Here is a 19,383-nt window from a genome sequence, read left to right as displayed (position 1 = left end):
TCTGTTAAATGCATCGGATATAACAACTCAATATCAGCCTTATTGAAACAAAATGTATAAGCAGTGAAAAAGTATTATTGAACCCATATATCTCGAACAAAAACACGATTTAATTATCAATTACATTATTTTTGCGATCAACTTTGCATTCAATAATTAATAAAACTAAAAGTAAATAATCAAGATAACGCTTGGAATTTATAAATATAGTATAGATTTCATCCCATTCTATTTTTAATAGAACATACCGTTGTGACGAAATTTATATTATTTAATCGTGATGTCCACTCACCGCTCACGACAAAAATAAAATCACTATTTAACGCAATGAGTGCCATAGATATTCAAACCGTGCTTGTGAACGGTTAACTCTCTATAACCAAAAGAGACCATCACCCCTGCTAACATTCATGATAGCAATGGCTTTTGCATCACCTATACTCAATAATGCGAACCAAGCGCCTCACCGCTGAATGGATATCAACACTCTTACACATTGGATAAGCATCATGGCAGACATAGATACCTCTCAATTAATCGTTCCGGATTCTGTACTCAAGAGCTGGCAAGAAATCGTCGATTTGGTTGCCAAAATGACGCAATGTCCTGCCACTCTGATCATGCGTATTCACGAAAACGATATCGAAGTATTTTCCAGCAGTCGTAGCGAAAATAACCCCTACGCGCAAAATGCAAAAGATTCACTTGGGCATGGCCTGTATTGTGAAACCGTGATTAGCGAGCGGCGCATGTTGAATGTTCCCAATGCGCTTAGCGATCCGGAATGGGATCATAATCCAGACATCAAACTGGGCATGATATGTTACTGCGGGCTGCCTGTGTTTTGGCCAGATAACACCCCTTTCGGCACCATCTGTATGCTTGATAGCCAAGAGCGATACTTTGATGAAGACGCGATGTCATTACTTGGTCGCTTTCAAACGGCCATTGAAGGACAATTAGAAACCCTTTACCGTAAAGAAGAGCTTGCGCAACTCAACCAAGAGCTGGAACAAAAGGTCGCAGAAAGAACCAAAACACTCGCCGATCTGAGTAGCCGATTGCTAACAGAGATCGAGCAACGAACCGCAGCTGAAAGCCATTTGGACTTTCACCTTCATTACGACCCGCTCACAAAACTCCCCAATCGAATTACCTTGGCGGACGATCTCGCCGAGCAAATGGCCTCTTTAGACGATGATGAACAAATTACTCTGATCTATTTCAGTTTGAAAAACTTTAAGTTTGTTAACGCAAGCTATGGCTACATGTTCGGTGATCAAATTTTATCCTCTCTGAGCCAACGCATTTGTCACAAACTGCCTAAAAAGTGGAAACTGGCAAGAATTGTTGGTTCGGATTTCGTCTTAGCAGCGCAGCATCTGCGCAAACCCGAGATACAAGAACAAGTCATCGCGCGCATTACCAAAGCGTGCACCCAACCGTTTAACGTCAACGATATGACAGTTAATTTGCAATGCCATTTAGGGGTCGCGTTAGCCCCGATAGATGCAACAGACTCATTCAGCCTTATTCAGCGAGCGTGCTCTGCAATGAGCGAAGGTAAAAACGAAGGTTTGCAGATCTCTTATTTTAATTTTGCCGCACAAAGAGCCGCAGAAGAGCGCCTACAACTGGAGTCACATCTCTCTGAAGCACTGAAGAACAACGAACTTGAAGTGCATTTTCAGCCGATCATTTGCTTGAAACAAGGAGGGAAAATCATCGGTGCCGAAGCACTACTGAGATGGAATAATCCAACGCTTGGGCAAGTCTCTCCAGATAGATTTATTCCTTTAGCGGAAAGTAACGGCCAAATTATTGAAATCGGCTACTTCGTTTTACATCAAGCATTGAAACAGGCAGCAGAATGGCATCGCGCATCACCTCACTCGTTTAAAGTGGCGATTAACATCTCACCTATCCAGTTCCGTGAACGACACTTTGTGCAACACTTACAAGACATCATTGACCTTTACCAATTGCCAGCAAAATGCATTGAACTGGAACTGACTGAAGGTATTCTGCTGCACGATGAAGAGTATGCGCAAAGCGTACTCGCTCAGTTGCGTCAGTTCGGCGTCAGCATTTCTCTTGACGACTTTGGTACTGGTTACTCTTCACTCAGTTATCTGCAAAAATACGCTTTCGATACGCTAAAAATTGATCGCAGTTTTATCAACCAGTTGGAACACAACCAGCACAATCGAGAACTGACAAGGGCCATCATCGCAATGGCGCACAAACTTAATATGATGGTGATAGCGGAAGGAGTAGAAGATCGATACCAAGAAGACTTCATTCGAACCGAGGAATGCAATTACGCTCAAGGCTTTTTGTATGGCAAGGCGGTTCCGGCTGACGACTTCTCTCAACAATTAGCAAGTCCTCTGCAACTTTAAACGTTATTTTTAACTCACTCATGAAAAAGCTGAGCGACTCGTACTTGAGCCGCTCAAACTGAGTTGAGTGTCGCAATGCTTTTGCGTTGCTTGCAAAAGTAAGTCGTTATTCTTCTATGATTTTATGTCCGCATCGTTCACAGACGAGATGACGTTCAAATTCGTCCATCGAAGCGACGAATGCGCCTAAAGCTGCGCCTTTTACAAAGCCAGAGAAAAACTCTTTCCAATCGCGCTTTTTGTCATCTTTATAAGGACTGGTTTTTCGCACCAAGATAACGACATGAGGTGTATCGGTGCCGCATTGTGGGCAAGCATGTGATTCGATTTTGTGTGACATAGAAAACTCCTGTAACAGCAAAGCCCTAATTGTCATCAGGGCTCAACAGAAGCTCATAAATACCATAAGCAATGACTCATGGATATGACTAACCTTCAATTCATCCCATAAAGATATGAGTAAGCTCTCATATCTAATCATCAACGCGATATTCGCTTAAGAAACGACCTGATATTGCTGCTCATGTAGCTCATGCGCTCTGGCGTAAATCGACTCGTAACCAAGCTTTTCACGCTCTTCTTCTGTCATGAGCTGACGAATTGTGACATCACATTCTTTCATAATCTCTGCAGTACGTTTGATTTCCCTCTCTTTTGGCCAATAGCGAGACAACATAGTGATAATTTTGATGCAAACGGTCCTTAACGTTGGGCTGCGCTCAAATATCTCCGCGTATATGAGAAACAGTTTTTCGATGTCTTGTTTATGCTCAATCAGCGATTTGTACTTGCCTTCTAACCACTCGACTTTCTGTTGACCTTGCGCTTCTAATGCTCTCGCCATCGCAGTTTTACTGGCTAAAATGGTTTCTAGCTCATCGTCGAGTAAACTCTCTTTACACCAGGTAATGCATTGTGAAAACTCGCTGTCAAAACCCATCGCATTCAACAGCCATGCGAAATGGTATCGATCATAAAAATGCTTAAACGGTTTGACACGATAAAGTTGGTTGAGTATCTCAAATGAAATTCGATACTGTTTTTCCGCCATGGCAATGTGTGCTGCAATCAGTTGAAACTGGCTTTCCAACTCCTCATCAAAACTAAACTCGTAAGCATGTTTAAATAAGGTTTTCGCCTCTTTCAGCCAACGAAGCCTTTCTTGCGGCTCGGCATCATGCAGCGCATAGAGTAAAGCTCGAATATGATTCATACGCATGAAATGGTTGTTACGAAAGGTCTCTTTGTTCACTTCCGAATAGAGACGAAATCGTTGCAAAGCCGAGCGAGTGTCCCCTTCCGACAAACACAAGTTAGCGATCACCAATTCTCGTTCTGAGTTACCAGGTACAATTGAGCTGGCAATCTTAAGGTGTGCAATGGCGTCAGGTACATCGCTGTTCATCAAGCTTAAGCTGGCCGCTTCAACCCTTACTGTGGTGTTACTCGGCATTGCTGCAATCAACTCATGCACCAGTTTTGTGGCTTCCGACTTTTTACCTGTGTGCCTTAACGCATTGGCAAGCCCTACTTTCGCCCAATCGAGCTCTTTCTTTTCCAGCGTCTGCTCATAAACCTTTTTGGCTTCTTCGTACAGCTTCAGCCGAGTGAGGAAACCGCCACGAAATTTCTGAATAATGAAATAGTATTCGGGATGAAAGGGCTCCAACTCTGTACACACCGCCAAGCCTTTTTCCGCATTGCCTTCCGCCTCGGCTTGGTAAAGATCCACCAGCGCTTGCTTGCGCAACACGGCGTTTTCGAGCCGAGTTTGCAATATACCGATATTGAACGGTTTTAGAATGTATTCATCTGGTTTGAGTTCTAAAATGGAATGAACAATGAAGGCCGAGCTTTCTCCTGTCACGAGAATGAAAACGGCATCATTTGCCAGCAACTTGTAATGTTTCAACTCTTCAAAAATTTGCTTACCATTCATCCCTTTGCCGAAATTATAGTCGCAAATAAAGATGTCGAACTTTTCTCGGTTCGCTTTGAATACTGCCGATTTTGGGCTTTTACTGAACTGAATATTGCTATCGGAAAAACCCAATTTGAGCAACATACCTCGTAAACTAGTGATGACGACAGGCGCATCATCGATGATCAAAACTTTAAGCTGTGAAAAACGTCTTTTTGCCATAGTGTTATTAATCAGTACCATATCAATCTAGAGTAAAGAATCTCACCAGTTCCATGGCAGACTTAATCCCTAATTTTGTTTGTACTCGTGTTTTGTACGTGCTGACTGTTTTTTGATTGATGTCCAAGTGATTTGCGATCTGCTTGTTACCAAGCCCTTTAAACAGCATCTGCGCAACCGCCAGCTCTCTTTCTGACAGTTGGTCGAGTTTATTTTGCTGTGCTGAGAAATCCGTTTTTTCAAGCTTACTGTGCGCTAAGATCTCTTGAACGGTATCGAACAGAGCACTGCCTTTGGACAAAATGGTACTACGTGCGGTGAGCTCGGGTAACAGAACAATGTCAGGATTCGATTGTTCTGTCAGTAAAATCATCCGCCCACTAAAGCGCTGATCAATATCGGTCAACAATGTGTAATTTGTCGCATCAGACATAAACTTGATATCAACCACCACCAAATTGACAGGGTAATCCCTTAACGTTTTCACCGCCTGGTCGAGATTACGAGCGATCAATACTTGCGCCACACTGCTGGCACGTTGTAATTGTTTCGTGAGCGCGGAAGAGCTGACCGAGCACTCGTCGATCACCAACGCGCAAATCCCGCCTTCGATGCTCTCTTGGCTCAGGCTACGGCTCTGGTTTTTGGCATATTGCTCAGAAAGCTCTGCAATCGTCAGTGGTGGCGAAGAGTAATAGCCTTGACACGTATCGACCCCAAGCGTACGCAGATATTGCCAAGATTCTTCGTCCTCGACACCTTCCACCACACAATGCAGCCCTAACGATTGGGCTAACATCAAACACATTTTGGTCAACTGCTGATGCTTGTAGTTCGTCACGAGATCAAAGACAAAGCCTTTGTCTATTTTGAGCTCGTTAAATGGCAACTTACCAAGCTGGCTGAGCGATGCGTACCCAGTGCCAAAATCATCAATGGATAAACCGACCCCATGCATACGCAGCCGAGCAAGATTGGCCAGAGAAACGGTGTTACCGTTGTAAACCTGATCTTCAGTGAGCTCTAACGTCAAGCGATGGGGATCGAAGTCGTACTGCTGGCATAACGCCATCACGCGGTCACATATAGGCTGTTGCAGATTGCTTTGACTGATGTTGACCGATAGCTTTAAACCATCGCTCATGCTGGAAATCGCACTAATCGCTTTTTCCAACACGCGCCAGAATAACCTATCCATCCATTGGCACTGCTCAATCACAGACAGAAAGGAGGCCGGTGCTAACACCCCATGTTCCGGATGTTTCAGTCTGACCAGAGCTTCCACTCCAACCATGGCACCCGTGGCAAAATCGTATTGCGGCTGGTAATAGTTGAAGATTTGATCGGTCTCAAACGCAACCTCAACCTCTTCACAACGAAGCAAGTGTTGAATACTCGGCTCAACCGTGCGCTGTTTTGAGCTCGCATAGTGATTAATGACGTTATAAAGCGACTCAATGCTAAAAGGCTTTTTCAGCACATCCACGTAAGGAAAGCCCGCCAGACTGCACATGTTTTTGGTCAACTCAAGTACCGCATCTTCGACCGCGCTGAGAATGACAATAGCCGGGCGATGGGGTTGTTCACTGAGTTGAGTGAGCAGGCTAATACCATCCATCTCTGGCATATGAATATCACAGAAAATCAGTGAAAATTGCTGCTTCGCACAAAGCGTTAAGGCTTCTTCACCATTGTCTGCCACGTGAACGTCACAGTAATTGAGTGACGCCAGTTTTAATTTGAGACTGGTGGATTGTATCCGTTCATCCTCAACAATCAGTATTCTCATTGATTACTCTCCCTTTGAACTGGCTAACCATGCGTTCGCCTGCTCGACAACCGTCTGCATGGATAAGATCAATTGCTGTTTGTTACGTTCAACATGCTCGAGTTCTTTTTGCTGTTCAACGCGTTTCGCCAACGCGGCCAACTCATGCAATAGTAACGCTCCTGCCGCCCCTTTTACACGGTGGGCAATGGCCGCGACATCGGCACCTTCTTGTTCTAGCTGTTCAATATCAAAACTAAATGACTCGATAACGACATTCGCCATCTCTTCTCTTTCTTCTTCTTGATATTCATTCAACCAATTTGCGTTGGTGTCCGCTTGTTGAACTTGCTCGGGCAGATAGTGCGCGAGTACGCGTTGCAGTTGTGCCAGCGAATACGGCTTGTAGATCACCTTATCCATCCCGGCTGACGTGGCTTTTTCTGCTGCGATGCGTGAATCCTCCGCGGTGCACCCGACGATTGGTTTAGTCGCAAATGAGAGAATATCGCTACGTGTTTTTGCCGTTAATTCAAAACCATCCATGATGGGCATATGGCAGTCGGTGATCAGCAAATCGATGCCCTCGGCGTGCTGTTGGAGATAACGATAAGCCTGTTCGCCATCGGCCAGCGCAACGCTAGTAATGCCGATTTCTTTTAGCTGTTTCTGCATCAATAAGCGATTGATCGGTTCATCATCAACGATCAGTACCCTACCCTGCAGCTGGCAAGTTACCTGCTCATTAGGAAGGCGAACGTTGTTAGACTCATGGGCAAGCCATTGTTTGAGTAATAAATCCGGATAGAGGTTATCCATAGGCGATAATGACCAATCGACAAACTTTGGCACACCATGCGCAACATTTCTTCGCGTACTCCATTTTTCGAACCAAGCCATAACCAGGTCACTTGCGCCGAGGTAGTGCGTCACTTCAATGTCACTTGTGTAAGCGCAGCCTTTAACCGGGATCCAGACCGACACCTTGGTTCCTTGTTCAAACTCGCTATGGAATGCAATGGTCCCCCCCATCAAATCCAGCAAACTTTTGACGATAGACATCCCAAGGCCAGTGCCACCAAAGCGGCGAGTAATGCTGGTATCCGCCTGAACAAACGGCTGGAATATACACTCGAGTTGAGCCTCAGTCATGCCGCAGCCAGTGTCTACAATCTCAATAGATAGCGCTTTTTCATCGCAAGAAATCGCCACCTTTATCTGCCCGACTTCGGTGAATTTCACGGCATTAGAAAGCAAGTTACTGACAATTTGATTCACTCTCAACGCATCGTACTGCGCGTCAATGTACGCCGTTGGTTGCCAATCAACGTTAAACTGTAATCCCTTTAGCTGCGCGCTTGCTTCAAAACTTCGTAAGACAGGGCCCAGCTCTTCGATAATTCGATACTCTTGAATGTCTAGCTGCAGTTGGCTGGCCTCAATTTTTGAGAAATCGAGAATGTCGTTCACATGCAAACTCAGACGCTCAGCCGAACGGATGGCGTTATCAAGCAGTTGCTGACTTTCACTGTTTGAAAGGCGATGAGACAGAATCTCCATCAGCCCCAGCATGGCCGCAATCGGGGTTCTTAATTCATGACTCACCACCGCTAAAAACTGGTTGCGAGCTTCAACGGCTTGCAACGCCGCACGGTTGGACTCTCGCAACGCCAGCTCGGTTTGCTTCAAATCTGAAATATCGCTAAACAACGTGAGATAGTGGGTCATTTCCATTTGGTCATGAATAATGGCTTTGCGCGTCACATGGTAAAAACGCTCCCCCATACCACATTCGCTGGCCGGCACTTGAATGATCTCTTCAAATTCAGCTTGCTCTCGCTCAGACAAATTAAGAAACGAGCAGACACTCTCCAGCTCGATACAGCCATTCTCTCGACATTGACGAAAACTCGCTTGATAAGCTTGGTTTGAAAGCACCAAACGCCCTTTTGAATCTGAAATGGAAATCATGCTAGGGATGGTATCGAGCAACTTGGTTAACCAACTGATTTGATGTTGGGACAACTCAACCACTTTTTCACTCTGACGCAATGAGTCTTTCAAGCGTGTCGACCAAAGAGAAAACAGCAGAACGATCAACAACGCTAGGCATAAAGCGATCAACGAGTAAATAATGACCTGCTGCTTGTCATAGCCAAAATGAAGCATCACTTTGCGGTAGGCAGACTGGATAGAATCGATTTCCTTGGCGGAGAATGTCTTCAGCGCACTGTTGAGCATGTCATGAAACATGGGATCGTCTTTACGAACCACCATCGCTAATTTAACGACGAATTCGGTCTCTAGGGAGTCCGCCAATGGCTTAAAATGATCGCTATGATCGTCAATCAACAGTTGATGAATTAGATCCCGATTCATCAACGCGTGACTCACTTTTCCCGATTCCAACTGCGGCAAGAGTTCTTTTAACTCACGGAACACACGCACATTTCGATAGTTTCGATTCACATCCAGATAGGAGTAGTAGTTGCCCGTGCGATCGAGAATCGCCAGATTACGCTCTTGATAGTCAGCGGTACTTTCCACCATATCAAACGTGATATTGGCATAGGGTTCCGTGACCAGAAAGTCGCGTTGATCCACGCCTTGGTTGTTACGCGCAGGCAGAAGATCGACAACACCATCTTCCAACATTTGCAACACATCGCGCCCTTCCGCGGGCACATACTCAAATTCGAGTACGCTGCGCATGCTGATACGATCCAGAATATCGTGGACATAGCCTTTCACTTTTCCATCTCGATCGCGATAGGAAAGTGGAAAGGTTTCTTCTTCAATCGTATAACGAATCACTTGCTCTCGCCCTTCCTCAAAAAGCAAGCGAAGGCTGGCTTGATCATTCAAAAAATAGATGTCTTTTGAATGAATTCGACTGCGCGTTAAGCCTCTTTGTTCTGCCAGAATCACTTTGTCGATGATGGACTTCAGTTTGCGCTGCTCTTTGTTAAACAACACACGATTAATTTGGGTACCTAGTGACTTGTCAAATAACACCTTGCCCTGGCTGACCTCTTTTTCGCTCAAGAAGTGACTCAGCGAGACATAGTTACTGATGGTGGCATCGGCCAACCCTTGCATGATCATTTGCGCGGCAGCCTGATAATTGCGTGCGGTGATAATGTTGCGATACCCACGCTCGGCCAGCACTTCACAATAGGAGGTTTTTTCTACGCATACCCACTTGAGGGATTCGAGCGGTTCAAGCTCAAGAGCTTTGTCGCGCAACCAAATCACGCGCACATTTTTGTACAGCGGCAATGAAAACAGGAAATCATTCGTGCGAGACGGCGTTTTGCCAAAGCCGATCACCATATCCACTTCTTTGTTTTTTAACCCGAGCAGCATCTCGTGAATACTGTCGTAGCCTTGATAGCGGATCTGTATGCCTAGCTCTCTGGCAAAGCTCATTGCGTAGTCGTGGTGAATGCCTTGAGGCGCGAGCTCTAGCCCTCCCCAATAGGGTAACCAACTATTGTTTAGAATGCCGACATTCAGCACCGGATGGGCCGAAAGGTAATCGCGGTCTGCATCTGACAGATAATTAGCCGCAGAGGTCAATGATGTGAGCAAACTAAGCAAAGCGATCGCGGCGATTCGTAACAACAAGCAACAACTCTCTCTGATAATGACAATAAGGTGGGGAAGTGTAGCGATTGATTGACAAGCGCACAACATTTAAACAGTGATGATAAATTTTAATTTATATAACGATATCAACAAGATATCTTTTTGTAGGAATATTCTCACAACCATTAATGCGCAATCACACATTCACTGATGAGTGAGAGTTTGATGGCGAAAATGACTTTTCTATGTTCATTTTTTTTAAACTCGGTATAGTACCCGCCCCAACCTCTTTTCCACTTAAGGATTGCGCCTGTGACTGCACCATTTAACACCCTTTCTCTCAAGCCTGAACTGCTATCGACTCTTGATACATTGGGCTACACAGAGATGACGCCAATTCAAGCTCAGAGCTTACCACTAGTGCTCGCAGGAAAGGATGTGATTGGTCAAGGAAAAACAGGGTCAGGGAAAACCGCCACCTTCGCTTTGGGTCTGCTGAACAACCTTAATGTCTCGCGCTTTCGCGTTCAATCGCTTGTTCTTTGCCCTACGCGAGAATTGGCAGATCAAGTCGCAACGGAAATTCGTACTTTGGCGCGTGGCATTCACAACATTAAAGTGCTCACGTTGTGTGGTGGTATGCCTATGGGGCCACAAATTCTTTCTTTGGAACATGGTGCACACATCTTAGTTGGCACTCCGGGGCGCATCCTCGATCACCTAAGCAAAGACCGTATTGATCTTACAGAGCTAAATACGTTAGTGCTCGATGAAGCCGACAGAATGTTGGAAATGGGCTTCCAAGATGCGATTGATGCCATCATTAATGCCGCACCAACTCAACGCCAAACGCTACTTTTCAGTGCGACCTTCCCAGAGCAGATTGAATCCATCGCAAGCAAAGTGATGCAGAATCCGGAAATGGTGAAAGTAGAGTCTACGCACCAAAAGAGCACCATCGAACAACGCTTCTATCAGCTCGAGAGCACCGAAGAACGCGACAACGCTTTGGAAGCTCTGCTGCTGACGCACAGACCCGAATCTACCGTGGTCTTTTGCAATACCAAGAAAGAAGTACAAAACGTCACCGACGAGCTGAACCATCGCCGCTTCAGCGTCATCGAACTGCACGGTGATATGGAACAGCGTGAACGCGAACGCGCGTTAACCATGTTTGCCAACAAAAGCATTTCCATTTTAGTCGCTACCGACGTTGCCGCTCGCGGCTTGGACGTGGACAACCTAGATGCCGTGATTAACTTTGAGCTTTCTCGTGATCCTGAAGTGCATGTTCACCGCATTGGTCGTACTGGCCGCGCGGGCGCGAAAGGAATTGCGATCAGCTTTTTCAGTGAGAAAGAGTTGTATCGAGTAGAGCGTATTGAAGAATACATGGGTATTGATGTGCATCCGGCCAAACTGCCTCAACCGGAAAACCCTAAACCTTACTACCCTTCGATGCGTACGATTCAAATTTTGGGTGGCAAAAAGCAAAAAGTCCGTGCTGGTGATATTTTAGGCAGCCTAACCAAAGAGGCCGGAATTGACGGTAAGTTGATAGGTAAAATCAATATCTTACCTATGGTCTCCTATGTTGCTATCGATAACTCTGTGGCCAAAATCGCCGAACAGCAGCTGCAAAACGGCAAAATGAAAGGGCGTAACTTTAAAGCCCGAATTATGAAAGGTTAAAAACGCGTTTCCGTTCATAGCAAGTGTCGGTGATCTTGACTCACCGACACTCAACTCCCCTAAGTTCAACCACCTTTCCTCCTTCGACAACGCGCAAAATCCACAGGTCACTCACTACGATTTAGTGACGAAATTCCCATGAAAGCATCGCGAAGAAGCCATTATAATCTTCTTCAACGCGCCCCATATTGGCCGTTTCCGCATCGAACAGATAATCCGCCTCATTGAAGTCTTCAAAACGCAAGTTCAATATCACACTTTGGTTTTCCGCCACGCGATAATCGCCTATAAGTTCGAGGCGATGCACCACCGAGTCTACATCTGGGTAATGATACCCTGCTCCTGTGGTGTTGGTTTGTCCACGAGCATGGTTGTAGCTATAGTCCAGCGACAAGCTGAGGTTTCTTTCTAACAAGTTCTGCCGTTTAAAACCAAATCCCACTGTGGTCACACTGTCTTTTGTCTCTGTTTCGTAACGATTCCAACCCGGCGCAGCGCTGTTGGCATGCTGCTGTTCAAAGCGAATAAATTGTTGATTGAAAAAGAGATGTCCCGTGGTGTCGTCTTCAAGATAAAAGCTGACGCCGAGATCATAACCGTAATCCTGCCCTTCGCTGCGACCGATATCCGGTTGCGGATAGCGCTCATCAGCCAACCAAGCAATAACGGTAAGTTGTGCGTTATCGGCAAGATCGTGACTGGCATCGCCACGCAACTCCAAACGCTCACGATCTGCGAGGTAAAATTGACGTAGATGAGGCGCATCAGAAGAGGTTTGTGTCCATTTGGAACCATCACGAGTTTGATACGAGAGTTTTCCGCCCATTCGCCAATCGGCTTCAGGGCGATACACGCTACCTAGATAGAAGGTATGCTCATTGGTTTCTTCACGCACTGCGTATTGGCGCTTGTCTGCCCTATACTCATAACCCGCATTCAAGCGTAACGAGCGGGAATAACGATGACCCAGCTTCGCATCAAACTTGATTGCATTCCTATCGTATTCTTTACGTGTCTGACCAATCACCACTTGGCGATCGGAGCGATCATCGCGATCACGATAATCTACCCCTAACTTCAGCGAGGTAGAACGACTCAAACGATTGTGATAATTCGCATCGATCTGGATCGTATCCACTCGCCCGTGGAAACTATCCGTTGTGACCGGCGACTGAGGAAATGGGTTCATGCCCCCCTCTGAGGTAGCACGTGACAAAAGCAGGCGTCCGTTAAGACTTTGCGCTTCTAGCTGGTAATTGCCAGAAAGTGACAATTGATGGAAATCGTTTTCCGGCTCGTACGCCAGTTGATTGGCATACGGATTCGTTTGCTCACCGTAGTAAAGAGCACTGTATTTCTGACGAAAGAAAGCGCCTTGATAAGAAATGTCCGCATTCCACGCCTCTTCAATGTAACTAATCCCCGCAGCAGTATTCAGTGTTTCATAATCCACCACCTTCGGCAGATATCCCGGTACATTGCCATAGGCAAGTATTGAGGAGGTATAAGCCGTCACTGTGCCTTTTTTTCTTTCATGTTGAACGGAGACATGCGGTTTCCACGGGGAATGCGGCGTGAGCGCAAGCGAGAGATTCAGTGTTTCTCTTTTCACACCTTTCTCAAAAGTGGCTAACTCACCCGCCGTCTGCACGTTATTTTCTCCACTGTAGGCGCTGAGTAATGCCTTATTCCAATAGTATGGTGATTCTCGATACCGCCCTTGGAAACGTAGGCCATCATACTGGCCCACATCGAGTTGCATTAAAAACCGTTTTAGCCCTAGATCTTCAATTTTCAGCTTGCTGTAAAAACCATCATCGTCGTATCTCGATAGATCGGTGTTGAAGCTGCTACCCACGCCGTTTCCGGGATCATTGGAACTCCAAATTGGTGGAACCCAGTTATTAAACCGAGATGCGCCGTCGTTGTTTTGGTATCCCAACCCAAAACTGATTTCCCCAATCCACTTGCCGTCACTTTCACAGGGTTTACAACTCCAGCGACTGGTGTCTGCTTCACTCGCCTGTTGTAAAGCGTAGTCATCAGCAAGAGCGGGAATTGCGAGAGCGGCAACAATGGCGGCCCACAAAGGCGATACGTTCATGACACCCTCCCTAGTTTCTTAATGACATGCCGCGCGGATGATTGGTTCCGTGCACTTGATTGTGGCAGTTCAAGCAACTGCCTCCCCTCACCTTGAGATCATTTTCCGGTATCTCAACATTCGCGTGCGGCACGCTATGGCAATCCTGACAAAGTTGCGGAAGCCGTTTAATCAATAACGCCTGATTGACCGACCCGTGTGGATTGTGGCAGTTAGAACAGTCTTCTGTAACGGGCTCATGTTCCCATAAGAATGGGCCACGTTTTTCTGAGTGACAATCCAAACAGGTTTCATTGGTGGTGGTTTGCTTCAAGCTGTATTCATTAACGGTTTGATGGGGATCATGACAACTCGAACACGCCAGAGAACCGTTGAGAATCGGATGGCTACTGCGTTTATGCAGATCAGACTTTGTTTTTGCATGGCAGTTAGTGCAGGTTTCCACTTGTTTTTCGGCCACCATCATAGGATCGTCTTTCTCATGCAACTTATGGCAACTCGAACAAGAGAGATCCTCAAAAGCATGTTCGCTGCTGTGCCACGCAGAGCGACTCGAGTCAGTATGACAAGACAAGCACACACTGTTTTGCTTTTCTGACGGCACTGGAGACATGGGGCCAAAGGTAATCATGGGTTCACGCATTTCACCTTTACGAGGGTTACGTTCATGATTGTTGGCTGGGCCATGGCACGCTTCACACTGTTTGTCGCTCATTGGCCCATGAATATTGGCCGACTTACCATGGATATTGTCGAAAATTCCCGTTGCGGGTAACTCAGAATCGTCATCATGGCAGCGTAAACAGCCATCAGGGCCACGTCGTGAATACTTTCCGTCACTAAACTTCTGATCCAATATTGCTTCAATCGCTTCACGAGAATCGACCACTGGCTGCGTAGAGCGCTCTTCTGCACTCAAATTTGAAGAGAGACCAAGCGCCATCACTATCGTCACGAACCACCACTGAATCGTTGTTTTCATAAGATTTTCCTATTGCTCAACCGTGCTCCGGAAGTCTCTCCCGAAGCACTCAGTTAACGGTATTCGTACACTTTATGGACTTTATCTACGCCTTGCTCCTGACCGATGGCGTGACACGTTGCGCACTGTTCTTTGCCCGTTGCTTCCACAGCGGTATCCGCAGCAAACACGGCCCCGTTTTTGATCATATGATCGAGCACGGCATCACCAGGAATCGTATCGGGATCGGCATTAGCCAAAGGCGATTCAATATGACAGGCACCACACGCCACTAATGCGGGGCTGAAGTATTTTCCACTGGCCAACGAAGGTCGTGTATTTTTCTGGCTTGGTAAGTTGTATTGCCCAGCACTATGACACGCTTCGCAGTTGTTAATTGCGCCAGGGAAGACGGATTCACCTACATGCGCAGAGCCGAAGGCATGGAATGAGTGAACATGATATTTGAGATCCGCGGCCATGCCTGCGTAGTACGCGGAGCGCTCTGAATTGTGGCAATTTTTACACTGCTGAAAATCCGTTGCTGCGTGTGGATGAGCGCCCAATTTGTGAATGGTGAGCTCTTTGTGACAATTGTTGCAAGACGTTACCTCTGCACCAACAGGCAAGGTATGCGGCGTTGTGATACCGCCCACATCAAACGTTCCTTTTGCGTTCTTAGCAGCAATCACATAAGGGTATTTCAAATTATCAATGCCAGTGAATGTCGAACAATCCGCCAACTCACCTGTTGTTCGGTTGGCACACAACGGCATATCAGCCACATTCACGGTCAACGTGGACGTTGCAGTTGGCAAAAGCGTCGCGCCAGTGAAATCTTTCTGGCAAGTGAACAAGCCATTGCCTTGTGCGGAACAGGTAGAGAGATCCAAACCGTTATTTGCCAGCATTGGGCCTTCACCGTTATCCCAATTGAGCAACAAGTTGACATGACCATGTTCATTGATAAATGGCGTGATTTCACTAAGCGCGCTAATACCAACGCCATCTTTCTGAATAATGACATCAACTTCAAACATGGAATCCACAAAACGAGCCTGCTTAATACTGACAAGCAACGTATCCCGTGCTGCCGCTAACTTATCCAAACGGCCTAGATGCACTGTGCGAGCACTTCGGCTGGCATCCATATCAATAATTGGGTCACCGTTCTCATCTCGCTCATAAGGGCGATGGCAACCTGTGCAGGTTTCTCTATCCCAGGTAAAACCGACTTCATTGTCGTGTGCACCTCTGTCTCTGTACAAATGACAAGACTCACAAGCCACTTGGCTAGGATGTTCAAACCAGTTGTTCGCATCTGACGCTTTTGTCACATCCTGCGAGTGGCAAGTCGTACAGTTACGCGCGTCTTGTGGAAATGAACTGCCTTCCATCACCAATCCATTGATCTCCGTAACCAACGCGCCATTGCTATCGACTGGCTGTTTGTAGGTTGTCGGATCGCTTGAACTTGAGCCAAGGGCATACACATTTCCGTGATACTGATGCACGATGGCGGCCAGTGGGCGACGACGTGGGGCGGCACCGGGATTACTGTCATTGTGGCAGGACGAACAAACCGCGATGTTGTTATCAATGGAGCGATACCCAGGACCATGATGCAGTGGTTCACCCATGTGGCAGTTAGAACAAGTCTCTTCTTCAATGACGTTGCGAGAAACCGTTTGATCGGATGGTGTTCCAGGAATCCACTGGTACACATAGGTAAATCCTAGCTCTTGGTCACCATACGCCATCACAATACGATGCAACTTGTCTTCATCCCACGCGATCATGCCTCCGTTATTTACCGAGTCAGTTGGGTAAGGATCGGCAACATTAAGAATATCTGCAATTGCAAAGGTATAAGTGTAGCCGCTCTCTGTTTTGAGCAACTCACCACCCGCTGTCCAAACATTTTCCATGCTCGCTCGATTGGTTGCGTCATTACTAGAATGGTGGAAGCTCTTCCAAAACGTGTTGCCATCTCGCCCACCGCCGCTTCTTTGAGGCATTGCTTTAAGCACCGCGATACGAAAATCTTTCGTTGCATCGAACTCATAGGCGCGACCTGATGCATCAAAGACTTCAAAATCAACCACAAGCTTGGTTTCACTGGCCCCATCAGGTACCACGAGTTGAGGGGTTTCCACTCTGACCGTAAAGTCTTTTCCAAGCTGGGGTGGCGGCGTATTTTGATCGTTACCACTTTCTGGTCCACAAGCAATCAGTAGAATACTGAGTACAGAGGCCAACATCGCTCTTAATATAATCATAGGATTATCCCTTATTCCTATTAATCTTCTGTATGTTGGAGTTATCGCTTTATACTTTACGTAATTGTAGTGGATTTTTACCAGATTTCTCGCCAAGACAACCTGTCGTGATAAGCTCATTAAAAGAAAATAAACAGTGAAAATAAACTTACCATTAATTATATTATCTAGAACAAACTAATTGGCATTGTTATATTTATCAATTACTTTTCCACTATCAAACAAGACGTTTAACATGTCCTGAATAATATCTTTTCACTTTGAGACATAGAGCATGCATTTGAATTTGAAATATTAGGGAATTAAACTACAAATTTAAAAGACAGCAAAATCAATGATATAAGAAAAAACAGGCGGTTGGTAAATGATATAAAGACTCATTTAACCCATACATCTTTTCTATTCCCATAGAAATAGAATTAAGAAAAAGCGACATCTAATTGATTTAGATCATCTATTCCATCGTCATAAATTAAATATTAACGAGGTTAAACCAAGCTAAACACCAAATACCTCACCCATGCATAAATGGCTCAATCACTAACCCAAATGAATAACGAGTTAAATTCCGTAGCACAACAAATAAAAATATCAAAGAGATCGAGCAAATTTTAAATAATGTATTACTATCAAATTAGAAAGCCAACTAACTTTAGAAAGTATCACTGCACTATTTAATTATAGGAACGTCACGCTATGCTTGATAAAAAATCTACTTTAAACAACATCTTCTGTACCATTGCTCTGTTTATCGCTTCATTTGGTTCGGCTTTCGCTAGCACGCAAGCCCTCGTTAGCGAGAAACAATGCGATGCATGCCATGGAGCAAATGGTGTGAGTGGGCACACTGATATACCCACCATTGCGGGCATTCCTGAGTTCAATCTCAGCGACCAAATGCTACGCTACTTAGAAGGACGCCCCGCCAAAACCGTCCAACACGTGTCGGGAGATATCAGTCAATCCGGAGACATGGCAACCATCGTTCGTTCTTTAACAGAAGACGAAATTGAACAACTGGCAGCCTACTACGCTGACATGGAGTTTGTTCGCGCAAAACAACCTTTTGATCAAACACTGGTAAACCAAGGTAAAGCCATTCATCTAAAAAGTTGCGAAAGTTGTCATGCCGATGGAGGAAGCGATCCTCTTGATGAAGCTTCCATTTTAGCAGGCCAACAAAAAGGCTATTTGTTAACCACCTTAACGCAATTTCATCAAGGCAAACGCTCAGCAGACAAGAAAATGGATAAAGCGATTAAAGCCTTATCTCAAGAAGAGCGACAAGCACTTGTTGAATATTATGCAAGCTTCCAATAAATACGTTTATATCAGGGAGTCGTCTTATGAGCTTATGGGATAAACCTCGCAGCAAATGGTGGTTAGGCGTTCCACTTGGAGGCGTTTTGGCTGTTGTTATTGGTGCCATAGCCATGACCGGCTTTCATTGGGGTATGACGTTCACCAACAGCAATGCGTTCTGTTTTGGCTGCCATATTGAGATGGATACAATTGTTGAAGAATACCAAGAGTCCGTTCATTTCAAGAATGCCAAAGGGCTGATTGCGGCAACGTGCAGTGATTGCCATGTCCCTCGCGAATTGCTGCCTAAGCTCAAGTTAAAAATCATGGCGACTGCGGATATCTTTCACAAGTTGTCGGGCGACATCACTCTGGACAACTTTGAGACTGAGCATCGACCTAGACTGTTTGAAAAAGTCACCAACGAATTTGTGGCAAACAAATCACAGCAGTGCCGCTATTGCCATCGTGTTGAGTTGATGGATTTCACTGCGCAAGATCGAACGGTCGCTCGTCGGCATCAAACCATGGAGGAAAGAGAGAAATCGTGTATCGACTGTCATGCGGGAATCGCGCACAAACTGCCACAACAATCTGAATAAACACGCCGATAGTGCAATCGCTATACCCAAACAACTTGGCGTTGAAGGTGGGCGGCAAATGAGTGAGTCCCCATGCGCATAGATACGCTATGTGATTGGGCCGGGCTGGCGATCAGTAAACGAATGCAGCCAACACCGTTGCAGCTTCTAGTAGGAAGGGGATAAGTGGCTATGCTTACCAAGTAAATAGCATAAGGTCACGCTCATTTGCCTATGCTAAGTCCCCTATTTTGAAAAATAACTGTATTTAAAAATAACCATATTGATAATCGAGTAGGAGGAGGCCTCACGGCCTCCATCCTCTCACACCACCGTACAAGCGTGGGTCGCATACGGCGGTTCCGAATATATCTTTAGTGACTCATACCCATCTCTCAATGAGTACAGTCCCCTCTCCTCGAACCATTTGATTGGCATTGCGTGATTCACCTGGGGCGAGAGGGCTAAGTGCCACCACCCTTTATCTGACATCGCCAGCTTCCACGCATTTCGCTCTGTTACACCTTGTCGTTGTAACCATGTCGCTATGCTGTATCTGCGTT

General features: G+C 45.9%; 11 protein-coding genes and 1 pseudogene. 4 read left to right on the top strand and 8 right to left on the bottom strand.

Going from position 1 to position 19,383, the window contains the following annotated elements:
- The first annotated feature begins 509 nt into the window (after window positions 1-509).
- Window positions 510-2,402 (top strand): bifunctional diguanylate cyclase/phosphodiesterase, encoded by a 1,893-nt coding sequence (locus tag CIK04_RS16595; protein ID WP_176463357.1) that lies wholly within the window; start codon window positions 510-512, stop codon window positions 2,400-2,402.
- Between the two features lie 106 nt (window positions 2,403-2,508).
- Here the strand turns inward: CIK04_RS16595 and CIK04_RS16590 are convergent, their stop codons facing one another.
- The 4 genes from CIK04_RS16590 to CIK04_RS16575 form a co-directional block, all read right to left on the bottom strand.
- On the bottom strand, window positions 2,509-2,742 hold the full coding sequence (locus tag CIK04_RS16590; RefSeq protein ID WP_017422602.1) for a hypothetical protein: 234 nt from the start codon (window positions 2,740-2,742) through the stop codon (window positions 2,509-2,511).
- A 156-nt stretch (window positions 2,743-2,898) separates the two neighbouring features.
- Window positions 2,899-4,545 (bottom strand): response regulator, encoded by a 1,647-nt coding sequence (locus tag CIK04_RS16585; protein ID WP_176463358.1) that lies wholly within the window; start codon window positions 4,543-4,545, stop codon window positions 2,899-2,901.
- A gap of 22 nt (window positions 4,546-4,567) precedes the next feature.
- Window positions 4,568-6,334: an EAL domain-containing protein gene (locus CIK04_RS16580; RefSeq protein ID WP_086468021.1), complete on the bottom strand. Its 1,767-nt coding sequence runs from the start codon at window positions 6,332-6,334 to the stop codon at window positions 4,568-4,570.
- A gap of 3 nt (window positions 6,335-6,337) precedes the next feature.
- Window positions 6,338-9,940, bottom strand: a complete 3,603-nt coding sequence (locus CIK04_RS16575; RefSeq protein WP_232708651.1) for a transporter substrate-binding domain-containing protein — start codon at window positions 9,938-9,940, stop codon at window positions 6,338-6,340.
- 273 nt (window positions 9,941-10,213) lie between these two features.
- On the opposite strand from CIK04_RS16575, the gene dbpA reads away from it, so the two are divergent.
- Entirely contained in the window at window positions 10,214-11,593 is a 1,380-nt protein-coding gene (dbpA, locus tag CIK04_RS16570; RefSeq protein WP_097352604.1) for an ATP-dependent RNA helicase DbpA, read from the top strand.
- A gap of 121 nt (window positions 11,594-11,714) precedes the next feature.
- On the opposite strand, the gene CIK04_RS16565 is transcribed toward dbpA, so the two are convergent.
- From CIK04_RS16565 to CIK04_RS16555, 3 genes are read right to left on the bottom strand one after another with little or no spacing between them, the layout of a single operon-like run.
- Complete coding sequence (locus CIK04_RS16565) at window positions 11,715-13,697, bottom strand: MtrB/PioB family decaheme-associated outer membrane protein (protein ID WP_097352603.1); 1,983 nt, start codon at window positions 13,695-13,697, stop codon at window positions 11,715-11,717.
- 10 nt (window positions 13,698-13,707) lie between these two features.
- Window positions 13,708-14,679 (bottom strand): DmsE family decaheme c-type cytochrome, encoded by a 972-nt coding sequence (locus CIK04_RS16560; RefSeq protein ID WP_039545281.1) that lies wholly within the window; start codon window positions 14,677-14,679, stop codon window positions 13,708-13,710.
- Between the two features lie 53 nt (window positions 14,680-14,732).
- Window positions 14,733-16,937, bottom strand: a complete 2,205-nt coding sequence (locus tag CIK04_RS16555; protein WP_176463356.1) for an OmcA/MtrC family decaheme c-type cytochrome — start codon at window positions 16,935-16,937, stop codon at window positions 14,733-14,735.
- A gap of 696 nt (window positions 16,938-17,633) precedes the next feature.
- Between CIK04_RS16555 and CIK04_RS16550 the strand changes: the two genes are divergently transcribed.
- Window positions 17,634-18,257, top strand: a complete 624-nt coding sequence (locus CIK04_RS16550; RefSeq protein ID WP_045590266.1) for a c-type cytochrome — start codon at window positions 17,634-17,636, stop codon at window positions 18,255-18,257.
- Between the two features lie 26 nt (window positions 18,258-18,283).
- A complete protein-coding gene (locus CIK04_RS16545) occupies window positions 18,284-18,841 on the top strand; it encodes a NapC/NirT family cytochrome c (protein ID WP_097352601.1) in 558 nt (185 codons plus the stop codon).
- 303 nt (window positions 18,842-19,144) lie between these two features.
- Here CIK04_RS16545 and CIK04_RS35595 read toward each other — a convergent pair.
- Window positions 19,145-19,383 (bottom strand): annotated as a pseudogene (locus tag CIK04_RS35595) (hypothetical protein); the annotation flags it as partial.

This window comes from Vibrio sp. 03_296, assembly GCF_002265885.1.
The sequence above is the reverse complement of the archived record's forward strand: the minus strand, read 5'-3'. Positions and strand labels throughout refer to the sequence as shown.